Source organism: Achromobacter sp. AONIH1 (genome assembly GCF_002902905.1).
GTDB lineage: Bacteria > Pseudomonadota > Gammaproteobacteria > Burkholderiales > Burkholderiaceae_B > Achromobacter.
The window spans coordinates 1,677,506-1,689,429 of the sequence record NZ_CP026124.1 but is presented as its reverse complement, the minus strand read 5'-3'; the positions used below and the strand labels follow the sequence as shown (position 1 = coordinate 1,689,429).

The following is an 11,924-nucleotide window of genomic DNA, read 5'->3' as shown; positions in this document are numbered from 1 at the left end:
GGCGTCAGGCGGGCAAGGCGTCCAGATAGCGCTGCAGGATCACGGCCGCGGCCATGGCGTCGTCGGCGGCGTGCGTGCCCAGCAGGCGCTGCGCCTCCATGCTGGAGCCGCGCTCGTCGACCAGTTCCACCGCCATGCCGAAGCGACCGTTCAATTGGTTGGCGAAGCGGCGGCAGCGCGCGGTGGCGGGCTGCTCGCCGCCGTCGGCGGTCAGCGCCAGGCCCACGACCAGGCGCTGCGGCTGCCATTCGCGCAGCAATGCCTCGATGCGCGCGAAGCGCGCGTCGCGCACTTCGCCGTGGATGATCTCCAGCGGCCGGGCGTGGCGCGTCAGCGTGTTGCCGATGGCCACGCCGATCTTCTTCTCGCCGAAGTCGAAGGCCAGCAGGGTTTCTTCAGGCATGACCCGCGTCGCCCGCCAGCATCACCGGATCGATGCCCAGCAGCTTGAGCGCGGCGGGATAGCGTTCCTCGGGCGGCACGTCGAAGATGATGTGATCGTCGGCGCCCACGCTCAGCCAGGCGTTCTGGCCCATCTCGCTTTCAAGCTGGCCCGCTCCCCAGCCGGCGTAGCCCAGCGTGACCAGCATGCGCGCCGGCCCCTTGCCGTCGGCCACGGCCTGCAGCACATCGCGCGAGGTGGTCAGCGCCATGTCGCCCAGCTTGATGCTGGAGCTGTAGTCGCCGGCCGGCGCGTGCAACACGAAGCCTCGGTCGGTCTGCACCGGACCGCCGAAGAAGACCAGCGTTTCCTTGACCGGGCCGATTTCCAGCTCCAGGTCGATGCGTTCGAACAGCGTGCCCAGCGTCAGGTCGGTGGGCCGGTTGATGACCAGGCCCAGCGCGCCGCGCTCGGTGTGCTCGCAAATGTAGATGACGGAGCCCGCCAGGCTGCCCTCGACCATGCCGGGCATGGCGATCAGGAACTGGTTGGCGAAATTGGCCGCCTGCGTCGTCGTGTCTTCGTGGTGTTGTTCCGTCATGGCAACCCCTAACCTAATAGTCTGATTAAACCCCGGGACCGGACCGCTGGCGCGGCCCTCCCATGCTTGGCGGCAGACCATTCTTGCAGTGACCAGGACGGGGCCGCGCCCCGTCCCGCTAGCCCTGGCGGAATATGTCGGCTTGAGCGGATTCAGATTTCCATCAGTTCGAAATCCTCTTTGCGCGCGCCGCATTCGGGACAGACCCAGTTCGGCGGCACGTCTTCCCAGCGGGTGCCGGGAGCGATCCCTTCGTCGGGAAGGCCGGCTTCTTCATCGTAGACCCAGCCGCAAATCAGACACATCCAAGTACGCATAGCTCTCTCTTACATCAAATCCCGGTTACTGCCCGCGCAGCGGGGGCAGGGCAAAGACGGGGTGCATCCATTAGAATGGGGACAATCTTACCGAAACCCAATAGGGGTTCCCCTGATTCTCCGCAAACGGGTCGGGGCGCCCTTGATCTAGCGCTGTCCACGTGGCTCCCGTTACCCCCCCTCTCGTTTTGGTCCTCGGTCCGCTCGATCCCTCGGGCGCCGACGGTTTGCCGGCAGACGCCGTCACCTGCGCCCGTCTGGGCTGCCACGGCCTGGCCGCGGTCACGGCCCTGACCGTGCAGGACACCGCCGGCATCGAGGAAATCCACCCCGTTTCGCCAGACCTGCTGGACGACCAGGCGCGCTGCCTGCTCGAAGATATGTCCGTGCAGGCCATCAAGGTGGGCGGACTATACACCGCCGAAACGGCAAGCGTGGCGGCGCAGATCGCGGCCGACTACAGCCAGGTCCCGCTGGTGCTGCACCTGGGCCAGCGCGCCCAGCTGCCGCCGACCGACGCCGCCGACGAGGACGACGCCGACGATCTGCTGGCGGCCACGCTGGAGCTGGTGCTGCCGCAGACCGACCTGCTGGTCATCGAGCACCTGCGCCTGGCGCAGTGGCACGCCGACGGCGACATCGATATCGGGGACGCACCTACTCCCATGCACGCCCTGGTGGCGGCCGGCGCCCAGTGGGTGCTGGTGCTGGGCAGCCCGCAGCGGCCCGGCCACTACGCCAACGTGCTGCTCGGCCCCGGCGGCCAGACCAGCACCTATCCCTGGCAGGCGCCACCCGACCGCAATGGCGACGCCGGTGGCCTGGCCGCCACGGCCATCACCGCCATGCTGGCGCGCGGCCTGGAAATGCCCGAGGCCGTGCGGCAGGGCCTGGCCCACGCCGACGCCGCCGTCGCCTCCAGCTTCCTGCCTGGCATGGGCCGGCGCATTCCCTACCGGATCCAACCGCAATGAAAGCCCTGCGTTTTCCCGCCGGCCTGTACGGCGTGACGCCCGAATGGGATGACACCGAACGCCTGCTGCAGGCCGTGCGCGCCGCCGCCGAAGGCGGCATGCGCGCGCTGCAGCTGCGCCGCAAGAACGTGCCCGACGCCGAGCGCGCCGCCCAGGCGCGCGCGCTGGCGCCGCTGTGCCGCGAGCTGGGCGTGGTGTTCCTGATCAACGACGACTGGAAGCTGGCGCTGGAAGTCGGCGCCGATGGCGCCCACGTGGGCCGCGACGACGACAGCCTGGCGCGCATCCGCGCCGAGGCCGGCCCCGATCTGATCCTGGGCGGCTCCAGCTACGACGACCTCAACCGCGCCCGCGAGCTGCTCGACGCCGGCGCCGACTACATCGCCTTCGGCGCCATGTTCGCGTCCACCGTCAAGCCCGACACCGTGCGCGCGCCGCTGTCGGTACTGACTGAGGCCAGGAAACTCGTTGAGGAACGCGACGGGCCCCGGCCCGCCGTGGTCGCCATCGGCGGCATCACGCCCGACAACGCGCGCCTGGTGGCCCAGGCCGGCGCCGACTCGATCGCCGTCATCACCGCATTGTTCGCCGCGCCCAGCGTGCGCGCCGCCGCGGCCGCCTGCGCCGCGCCCTATTCCATCAACCCCCAATCCAAGTCCTGACCGCCATGTCCAGCAACGCCCAGCTCTTCGAACGCGCCTGCCGCAGCATTCCCGGCGGCGTCAACTCGCCCGTGCGCGCCTTCCGCTCCGTGGGCGGCACGCCGCGCTTCATCAAGCGCGCGCAAGGCCCCTACGTCTGGGACGCCGAGGACAAGCAGTACATCGACTACGTGGGCTCCTGGGGCCCGGCCATCCTGGGCCATTCGCATCCCGAGGTCGTGCGCGCGGTGCAGGACGCCGCCGTCCACGGCCTGTCGTTCGGCGCCCCCACCGAGGCCGAGATCGAGCTGGCCGAAACGCTGATCGCCCGCCTGCCGTCGCTGGAACAGGTGCGCCTGGTCAGCTCCGGCACCGAGGCCACCATGACGGCCATCCGCCTGGCGCGCGGCGCCACCGGACGCGCCAAGATCGTCAAGTTCGAAGGCTGCTACCACGGCCATTCCGACAGCCTGCTGGTCAAGGCCGGCTCGGGCCTCCTGACCTTCGGCAATCCCAGCTCGGCCGGCGTGCCGCCCGAATTCGTCGCGCACACGCTGACCCTGGAATACAACAATCTGGACGCCGTGCGCGAGGCCTTCGCCCAGCACGGCGCGGACATCGCCTGCATCATCGTCGAGCCGGTCGCCGGCAACATGAACCTGATCAAGCCCGCCGCGGGCTTCCTGGAAGGCCTGCGCGAGGTCTGCACGGCGCATGGCGCGCTGCTGATCTTCGACGAAGTGATGACCGGTTTCCGCGTCGGCCCGCAAGGCGTGCAGGGCCTGACCGGCGTCAAGCCCGACCTGACCACGCTGGCCAAGGTGATCGGCGGCGGCATGCCGGTGGGCGCCTTCGGCGGCAGCGCCGACATCATGAAGCACATCGCTCCGCTGGGCGGCGTCTACCAGGCCGGCACGCTGTCGGGCAACCCGGTGGCCGTGGCCGCGGGCCTGGCCACGCTACGCCTGATCGCCGCGCCCGGATTCTACGAAAAGCTGTCGGCCCAGACCGCCAAGCTGGCCCAGGGCCTGCAGGAGCGCGCCCGCGCCGCCGGCCTGGCCTTCTCGGCCGATTCGGTGGGCGGCATGTTCGGCATCTACTTCAGCGAACGCATCCCCGCGTCCTTCGCCGAGGTCTCGGCCTGCGACACCGCGCGGTTCAATCGCTTCTTTCACGCCATGCTGGACCACGGCGTGCATTTCGCGCCGTCCGCGTTCGAAGCCGGCTTCGTCTCGGCCACGCACGACGACGCCGTCATCGCGTCCACGCTGGACATCGCCGAAAAGGTCTTCACGACCCTGTGAGCGCGCGGGGCGGCGCCACGCCGCCCCCTTTCAGACACATCCCCCGCCCGGCGCGCCGCGCGTCGGACGGCGGCGCATTCCGGCACGGCTCACGGCGCCTTGTAGCGCTGGTACAGCGCCGTCACCGCTCTCACATACTGCTGCGTTTCGGCATACGGCGGCACGCCGTCGTACTTGCTGACCGCGCCCTCGCCCGCGTTGTAGGCCGCCAGCGCCAGATCCAACCTGCCCGGGTACTGGTCCAGCAGGCGCCGCAGGTGTCGCGAACCCAGCCGCACATTGGTCGCCGGATCCACCAGCGCCCGTTCCATGTTGTCCACCGTCAGCAGCGTGGCGGCGGTCGCCGGCATCAGCTGCATCAGGCCCAGCGCGCCCTTGGGCGAGCGGGCATCGCTGCGGAATCCCGACTCCACCGCGATCACCGCGCTCAGCAGCGCCCGGTCCACGCCCGAATCCAGCGCCGCCTGCGCGATCAGCCCGTCGTGCAGGGCCGGCGGCGGTCCGTCCCAAGGCAGAGCCAGCCTCGGCGCCCAGACGATCAGGCCCGGCCGGCGCGCGCCCTGACCGGGCTCCGGCTCGCACATCAGGCACAGCGGCGCGCTGCGCACGGCCACCCGGGGCAAGGGCCGCGCGCCATGCCGGACATAGCCCTTGGGCACCTTCATGCTGCGCCAGACCCCATGGGGATCCTTGTAGCGGTAGGTCTCCATGGCCGCCGCGCCGCGCGGGGCCAGCGCGGCGCCGGCGGCCAGGACCAGCAGCGCCGCCCAGCCGCCGGCGCGCGCCAGGAAGGCGCGCGCCGCGGCGGAAAAAACGGGTGGAGGCATGGATGGACTCCGACGATATCCGGCAAGGCGCCCGGCGCGCGCAGGCGCGTCGGACAGAAGGCCTTATGCTGCGCCGCCAGGCCGGGCTTGTCGCTCCTGCCTACGGACTAATGCACGATCTCCGGCCCAGATCAAGGGAAAAACAGGGACGGCACTAAGGCTTTTGGCGGATGCGCCGTTGCATAAGATGCCGGTGGTCATGGGCATGAGTTAATATATGACCTAATATTTCGTTTAATTACTAAATGAGTGAACCGGCCGGCAGCGCCGGGCAGGAGGCTGACATGGACGCACACAACACGCTTCAGCTACTGCTGGACGCCAATACCCACGTCCTGACGGCAATCTATACCCCGCCCCCGGCCCGCCCCGCCCCCGTTGCCGCCGAGACCGCCGAAACCGCCCTCCCCGCCGGCGAGAGCGACGCGAACGAGGACGCCGATGCCTCGGACGAAGACGCCGAACGCGCCGGCGACGCCGCCCTGGCCAGCGACCTGCCCAACTGGGACAGCCTGGCCGCCGCCGCCGCCGAACAGGGCTGGACCACCGAAGCGCTGGACAACCACGCCGTCATCGCCTTCATCGACATGTGCCGGGACGCCGTCGCGCCCGTGCAGGGGACGATCGGCAAGGTGCAGGACGGCTCCTATGAACTGGAACTGAGCGCCGACCGCATGGCGGCCATGATCACCCTGCTGCCGCCCAAGGGCGGCCGTCCCGTCGCGCTGCAGACGGTGCGCCAGGCGCTGGCCGACCAGGGCATCGTCCACGGCCTGCTGGAAACGGAACTGGCCGAGGCCGTCGAACAGGGTCGCACCGGCACCCTGCTGGTGGCGCAAGGCACCCCGCCCACGCGCGGCACCCCCACCCGCTTCGAAAGCCTGCTGGACCGGCTCAAGCCGCGCGCCCAGGAAATCGACGAACTGGCCCAGGTGGACTACCGCGACCTCGGCAGCCTGCTGCTGGTCACGCCGGGCACGCCGCTCATGCGCCGCATTCCGCCGCTGCCCGGCATCGATGGCCGCGACGTGCTGGGCCAGCCCGTACTGCCCGACGAGATGGCCGACACGCAATTCTCCAGCGACATGTCCGGCGTCGAGATCGATCCGGACGACCCGCTGCTGCTGCGCGCGGCGATCGCCGGCAGCCCCAAGCTGATCAACCAGGGCGTGCAGGTCAATCCGGTCGTCGAAGTCGACGCGGTGGACCTGACCACCGGCAACATCAATTTCGAAGGCTCGCTGCAGGTCCGGGGCGACATCAGCGCCACCATGGAAGTGCGCGTGACCGGCGACGTGGTCGTCAACGGCACCATGGAAGCGGCGCTGGTCGAGGCCGGCGGCAACGTCACGGTCAAGGGCGGCATCATCGGCATGGCCGAGGCGATGCAGGATGCGTCCGGTCCCGCCCGCACCGCGCACATCGTCTGCGGCGGCGAGCTGAAGGCCCGCTTCATCGAGAACGCCATCATCAGCGCCGGCCAGAACGTCGAGGTCGAGCGCGAGATCCGCCAATGCAGCATCGCCGCCGGCGGCGCGGTCAACGTGGGCGCCGCCAACGCGCAGCAGACCGCCATCATGGGCGGCCAGATCCGCGCCCTGCAGGCGGTGCGCGCCGGCACCATCGGTTCGCCCGCCGGCGTGCCCACGCTGGTGCAGGCGGGCCTGGACCCGCACGCCGACATCAAGCGCACGGCGTTGACGCGCAAGCGCGTGAAGATGAACGAGGAAAAGGCCAAGCTCGAACAGCTGCTGCTGTTCCTGCACTCGCACCCCGAGCGCGCCACCGGCGACGTGGTCGACCGCGCGCGCAACACCCACGCCAAACTGGGCCGCGACCTGGTCTCGCTGGAAGAGGAAGAGGCCCAGCTGGTGCGCGACCTGCAGCCGATCCACACAGCCAGCATCACGGCCAGCCGGCGCTATTGCAGCGGCGTGAAGATCCAGATCGGCAACAAGATGCAGGAATTCCTGGAAGACCAGGTTGGCGGCAAGGCCGCGCTGGAAGCAGGCGAGATCGTCATCCGCTGAATCCGGCGAGGGCGGGCGACGCGGATCGTTCCGCGCCCCGCCCGCCCCCGGCCGCGCGGTCCGGCGACCTCGCCGTCGCCGGCCGGTCCCTGGCGCTCAGGCGCCGTCCGCGCCGCCGTCCTGGCCCGGCGCCAGCTCGCGGAACCACGCGCGCGGGGAAATCCCCCGATCCGGCCCCAGCACCGAAAAGCCGCCGTCCACCGGGATATCCACCCCCGTCATCCACGACGCCGCGTCCGAGCACGCGAAACACACCGCCGCCGCGATCTCCTCGCCCGATCCCACCCGCCCGAGCGGATGGAAATGCGCGCCCACGGCGTCGGCCGCCGCGCGCGAACCGCCCGCCAGTTGTTCGACCGAAGGCGACCAGGTCCAGGCCGGCGACACCGCCAGCACCCGCACGCCGGCCGGCGCCAGTTCCACCGCGAAGTTCTTGGTGATCTGCAGCAAGGCCGCCTTGGACGCCGGATAGATCGCGCGTCCGGCCGCGCCGAACTTGCCGCCGGTGCTGCCCATGTTCACCACCACGCCGCCGCGCGGCAGCCTGGGCGCGACGAGCTGGGTGAAGATCGCGGCCGACACCAGGTTGGTGTCCAGCGTCGCATGCCATTGCTCGCGGCTGGAAGCCAGGCCCTGGTCGGCGTACTGGCAGGCGTTGTTGACCAGGATGTCGATCCGGCCGAAGGTCGCCAGCGCGGCCTGGATGCAGCGCTCGATCTGCGCGTCCTGGCCGATGTCGGTCTCGCAATACAGCGCCCGTTCGCGCAGCTCATCGGCCAGCGCCTGGCCGGCCGGGGCATTGCGGCCGACCAGCACCACGTTGGCGCCAGCCGCGGCCAGCCCGCGCGCGATATCCGCGCCCAGCCCCTGCGTGCTGCCGGTGACGATGGCGGTCTTGCCGGCCAGGCCGGGAAAGCCCTTGAAATCCATGACGTATCCTTGTTCAGTGCGCGGCCGCCCAGCGCATGGCCTCGGCCACCGAGCCGGTCTGCGCGATCAGCCGCATGCTGGCCAGCGACGCATCGTGCACCGCCGGGTCGGCCGAGGCGCAGGCGTCCTCGGCCACCATCACATTGAAACCGATATCGGCGGCGTGGCGCACCGTGCCCTCGACCACCGAGTGCGTGGCCACGCCCGCCACCACCAGCCGGCGCGCGCCCAGCACGCGCAGCGTCTCTTCCAACGGCGTGCCGTAGAAGGCGCTGATGCGCGTGTGCTTGACGACGAACTCGCGCGCGCTGCCGGCCAGCGGCTGCAGGCCTTCGTAGAACGCGCTGCCCCACTGCCCTTCCGGCACCGCGCCGATGGCCGCCACGTTGCGGAAGATATCGCAGTTGGCCAGCAGGTCGGCGTAGTCGGGCCGGAAGGCGATGCGCACATGCACGATGGGCAGGCCGCCCATGCGCGCGCCGCGCAGCAGGTCGGAAGCGCCGCGCAGCAGCCGCTGGCGCGTGCCGCCGTCGCCGTCCAGGCCGACGCGGATCTTGCCTTCCGGATGCAGCACGTCGTTCTGATAATGCAGGGCCAGCACGGCCACGTCGGCCGCGCTCATGGCAGGCTCCCGCAAGCCGGGCCTGCGCCGCGCGGCGTATACAGGCATACCCTCACACGAACACCTCGAACGCGTCATGCGCGTCATCGCAATTGACCAGATCCACGCGCTTCATGCGGATGCGCCAGCCGTCGCCGTCGGCGGCCAGCTTGTGGGTGTAGCGTCCGGCCAGCTGGCGCGGCTGGCGCTTGCGCCACTCGGTCATCTGGAAGGCCGAATGCACCACCAGGTTGCCGCCCGCGTCCACGCCCTCGATCTGCACCCCGCCGACCAGCCGCGCGCTGCGCGTCGGCGGCTGTTGCGACCAGTTGCGCGGATGCTCCAACCGGCGGATGCGCACATCGCGCAGCATGCGGTCTTCCCAGAACAGCGAAACGTGGTCGTAGGGACTCTTCTGCCCCGGCACGCGCGGCATCCAGTACATGCCGTCCTCGGTCCACAACGCATGCCAGTCGGCGTAGCGCCGCTCATCCAGCAGCCGCGCCTCGCGGTAGAGGAACTGGGCGATGCGATGATAAGCCTCGGCCGGCACGTCCGCCGGCTTGAGATTGTCGGTAGCGACGTCGAAATCCAGGTCTAGCAGCATGCGCCTTCTCCCTTCTCGGCCGATGCCAGCGTCACGGGGCCGGCCTGCATGTAGTCGCGCCAGGCGCGGAACTGGTTGCGCATGGGCAATTCGCTGGTGCCGTTGACCGACACCATGCCCTGCTCGTCGCTGCGGTCGGTGCCGTGGTAGCGGTGCATGCTGACCCATTCGCCGCCGCGTGTGGCATTGCCTTCCTGGCAACGGTTGTACAGCTCGATATCGTCCGGCATGACGTTGGAGGACGGCGAATTGATCACGTTGGCGTACAGCATGGCGCGCTTGAACACGCCGTCCGGCGCGCCCTTGCAGCGGAAGGTCTGGATCTCGATCAGCGTGCGGTCCACGGCCACCGGCCGGATCACGCGGAACTGCTGGAACACGGTATGGGGCGAGCCGCTGCCGTAGATCACGGTGTTGTGCCGGTTCATGCCCAGCACCTGGCGCGCCTTGTCCTCGCCATAGGCCGCCGCCAGCGTCTCGAAGTGCGCCCGCGAAATCGGATCGCGCTCGGCCGCGCCGGGGTTGAAGATGCCTTCCATATAGCCATGGCCGTTCGGATAGGCGCGCAGTTCCAGCTTTTCCCAGAATTCGTAGGGCTCGCCGTTGCCGTCCATGATGTGCAGCTCGAACGGCATCTCGCCGATTTCCTTGGCTTCGTCGCGCGCGGCGGCGAACGAGGACTCGTGCGTGACGCGGGCGTGCATGGTGTCGTGCAGGTTCTCGTAGAACACCTTCCAGTTCGAGCGCTGCATCACGCGGAACACGCCGCCGGCCACCTCAACCTCGCCCACCGGCGAGCGGTCGCAGAGATTGTCGATGGACGAGCGCACGCCGCCCAGGAAGTCCTCCAGCGCCGGGCCCTCGGCCGACTGGCTGGCGAACACGAAGCCCCGGTAGCTGTCCACCCGCGCCAGGCGGCGCATCGAGAACGTGGGGTCGGCCGGGTCATAGGACGTGCCCTCCAGGCCCTGCTTGAGCGGCACGCCCAGGTGGCTGCCGTCCAGCTTGAAGGTCCAGGCATGGTACGGGCAGCGGAAGAACTTGCCCGCGCAGCCCTCGCCGTCCGCCACCACCTTGGCGCCCTTGTGCGGACAGCGGTTGTACAGCACGTGCACGCGGCCATCCGCCGCGCGCACCATCAGCACATCCTGATCGCCCAGGCGCGTGGTGTGATAGTCGCCCGTCCTGGGCACCTGGCTTTCATGTCCCACGTAGATCCAGGCGCGGCCATAGATGCGCTCCATCTCCATATCGAAGATCGCCGGATCGGTATAGACGCCGCGGTGCACGCTGTCGCCGCGCACCATCGCGGCCAATTGCTCTTCGCTGTATGCCATGTCCATCTCCTACTTTTTCTCGCTCTCGCGCCAGCGCGCCATCAGCGTGTTGGACGGCAAGGTCTCGTCCAGCAGCTTGCGCGCGGTCTCGGCGCCGGCCACCGGCAAGCCCTGCGGGTCGAGCAGGCCCACCTGCACCAGCACGCTGGCCTGGTCCCAATAGATGTGTTCGTGATAGAGCTTGTCGCCACGGAACTTCACGATCGCCACCAGCGGGATCTCGACGTACTTGCCGGTGGGCGGCACGCCGGGCAGCATCCAGTCGATCTCGGTGGTGTGGGTGAAGCAGAACAGCAGCTCATCGACGATCTGCGTGGCACCCACGGTGCGCGACAGCGGCACCAGCCGCGTGTCGGGCGGGTTGCTGTTGACGAAATGATGCTGGTAGAAGCGCGACAGCTCCTTGTGGCCCACGCCGCCGGTCATGGTGGGGATGTGGTTCACATAGGGCTCGGCCACCATGGTGGCCATGGTGGCGGCCACGTCGCGGGTGCCGAATTCGTATTCGCAGTGCTTGTCCCACAGATGCGAGTAGTCGAACTCCGGTCCGATCGCGCGTTGCAGGGCGGCCATGCTGCGCTGGTGCGCCATCATCGCGGCGGGCTTGTCGTAGTGCGCGCCGCCGGTGCGGGCAAAGGCGTGGTCCAGGCCCGGATACACGTACAGCTCCACGCCGGGCTTGCCGCCCAGCGCCGCCAGGATGCGCTCGCGCGCCTCGGGCGGACAGAAGCCGTCGCGCTCGGCGATGTGCAGCACCAGCCGGCCGCGCAGTTTGGACGCTTCCTCCAGGCTGTTCTCGATGCCAACGCCGTAGTAGCCCACGGCCACGTCCACGTCGCAGCGGCAGGCCGCCAGATAGGCCAGCTTGCCGCCCAGGCAGTAGCCCAGCGCGCCCACGCCGCCCTTGAGCTCGGGCAGCGCGCGCAGCGCCGCCACGGCCGAACCGATGTCGCGCACGCCCAGATCCTCGTCGAAGCCCTGGTACAGCGCGAAGGCGCGCGGCATGTCATCCGGGCCGTCGGTCAGTTCGATACCGGGCTGCTGGCGCCAGAACAGATCCGGAGCCAGCACCACATAACCTTCCTCGGCCAGCCGCTCGGCGGTCTGGCGCACGAAGCCGTTCAGGCCGAAGATCTCCTGGCACAGCACCAGGCCGGGGCCGCTGCCCGAGGCCGGCACGGCCAGATAGCCCTCGAACTCGCCGCCATCATGCGCGGCGATGCGTATCCGCCGGGTCGTCACGTTCGTAGTCATGCAACTCTCCTTCTATCTGTATTCAACACGGGACCAGCAAGCCACTCGCCCCGTATGAGAAAACGCCACTCATCCAGGCCGCGCGGAGCCGGCTCCGCCGGTCCGCTGCGGCGCCCCCC

Annotated in this window: 13 protein-coding genes; 4 read left to right on the top strand and 9 right to left on the bottom strand. The window is 69.5% G+C overall.

The window, feature by feature from the left end:
* Nucleotides 1-4: 4 nt before the first annotated feature.
* From ruvX to C2U31_RS07760, 3 genes are all read right to left on the bottom strand, one after another.
* Nucleotides 5-403, bottom strand: a complete 399-nt coding sequence (gene ruvX / locus C2U31_RS07770; protein ID WP_103272320.1) for a Holliday junction resolvase RuvX — start codon at nucleotides 401-403, stop codon at nucleotides 5-7.
* On the bottom strand, nucleotides 396-983 hold the full coding sequence (locus C2U31_RS07765) for a YqgE/AlgH family protein (protein ID WP_103272319.1): 588 nt from the start codon (nucleotides 981-983) through the stop codon (nucleotides 396-398). The genes ruvX and C2U31_RS07765 overlap by 8 nt, the downstream gene beginning before the upstream one ends.
* Before the next feature lie 152 nt (nucleotides 984-1,135).
* Nucleotides 1,136-1,300, bottom strand: coding sequence for a rubredoxin (locus C2U31_RS07760; protein ID WP_003814980.1), 165 nt, complete (start codon nucleotides 1,298-1,300; stop codon nucleotides 1,136-1,138).
* A 161-nt stretch (nucleotides 1,301-1,461) separates the two neighbouring features.
* On the opposite strand from C2U31_RS07760, the gene C2U31_RS07755 reads away from it, so the two are divergent.
* From C2U31_RS07755 to hemL, 3 genes are read left to right on the top strand one after another with little or no spacing between them, the layout of a single operon-like run.
* The gene (locus C2U31_RS07755) at nucleotides 1,462-2,274 is read left to right on the top strand and encodes a hydroxymethylpyrimidine/phosphomethylpyrimidine kinase (protein ID WP_103272318.1); all 813 of its coding nucleotides are present in this window, start codon (nucleotides 1,462-1,464) and stop codon (nucleotides 2,272-2,274) included.
* Nucleotides 2,271-2,936: a thiamine phosphate synthase gene (thiE, locus tag C2U31_RS07750; RefSeq protein WP_103272317.1), complete on the top strand. Its 666-nt coding sequence runs from the start codon at nucleotides 2,271-2,273 to the stop codon at nucleotides 2,934-2,936. Before C2U31_RS07755 ends, thiE begins: the two co-directional genes overlap by 4 nt.
* A gap of 5 nt (nucleotides 2,937-2,941) precedes the next feature.
* Nucleotides 2,942-4,219: a glutamate-1-semialdehyde 2,1-aminomutase gene (hemL, locus tag C2U31_RS07745; protein ID WP_103272316.1), complete on the top strand. Its 1,278-nt coding sequence runs from the start codon at nucleotides 2,942-2,944 to the stop codon at nucleotides 4,217-4,219.
* An 89-nt stretch (nucleotides 4,220-4,308) separates the two neighbouring features.
* On the opposite strand, the gene C2U31_RS07740 is transcribed toward hemL, so the two are convergent.
* On the bottom strand, nucleotides 4,309-5,046 hold the full coding sequence (locus tag C2U31_RS07740; protein ID WP_103272315.1) for a lytic transglycosylase domain-containing protein: 738 nt from the start codon (nucleotides 5,044-5,046) through the stop codon (nucleotides 4,309-4,311).
* Between the two features lie 284 nt (nucleotides 5,047-5,330).
* Here C2U31_RS07740 and C2U31_RS07735 point away from each other — a divergent pair, with 284 nt between their 5' ends.
* Entirely contained in the window at nucleotides 5,331-7,076 is a 1,746-nt protein-coding gene (locus tag C2U31_RS07735; protein ID WP_103272314.1) for a DUF342 domain-containing protein, read from the top strand.
* Between the two features lie 96 nt (nucleotides 7,077-7,172).
* On the opposite strand, the gene C2U31_RS07730 is transcribed toward C2U31_RS07735, so the two are convergent.
* Genes C2U31_RS07730 through C2U31_RS07710 form a run of 5 tightly spaced genes read right to left on the bottom strand, consistent with a single transcriptional unit; the run spans nucleotide 7,173 to nucleotide 11,805 of the window.
* Complete coding sequence (locus tag C2U31_RS07730; RefSeq protein WP_103272313.1) at nucleotides 7,173-8,006, bottom strand: SDR family oxidoreductase; 834 nt, start codon at nucleotides 8,004-8,006, stop codon at nucleotides 7,173-7,175.
* A 13-nt stretch (nucleotides 8,007-8,019) separates the two neighbouring features.
* On the bottom strand, nucleotides 8,020-8,628 hold the full coding sequence (locus C2U31_RS07725; RefSeq protein ID WP_103272312.1) for a cysteine hydrolase: 609 nt from the start codon (nucleotides 8,626-8,628) through the stop codon (nucleotides 8,020-8,022).
* 52 nt (nucleotides 8,629-8,680) lie between these two features.
* Nucleotides 8,681-9,214, bottom strand: a complete 534-nt coding sequence (locus tag C2U31_RS07720) for an aromatic-ring-hydroxylating dioxygenase subunit beta (protein WP_103272311.1) — start codon at nucleotides 9,212-9,214, stop codon at nucleotides 8,681-8,683.
* Nucleotides 9,205-10,551 carry an aromatic ring-hydroxylating dioxygenase subunit alpha gene (locus C2U31_RS07715; RefSeq protein ID WP_103272310.1) on the bottom strand — a complete coding sequence of 449 codons (1,347 nt, stop codon included), beginning with the start codon at nucleotides 10,549-10,551 and terminating at the stop codon, nucleotides 9,205-9,207. The genes C2U31_RS07720 and C2U31_RS07715 overlap by 10 nt, the downstream gene beginning before the upstream one ends.
* 9 nt (nucleotides 10,552-10,560) lie before the next feature.
* Entirely contained in the window at nucleotides 10,561-11,805 is a 1,245-nt protein-coding gene (locus C2U31_RS07710; protein WP_103272309.1) for a dienelactone hydrolase family protein, read from the bottom strand.
* Nucleotides 11,806-11,924 lie beyond the last annotated feature (119 nt).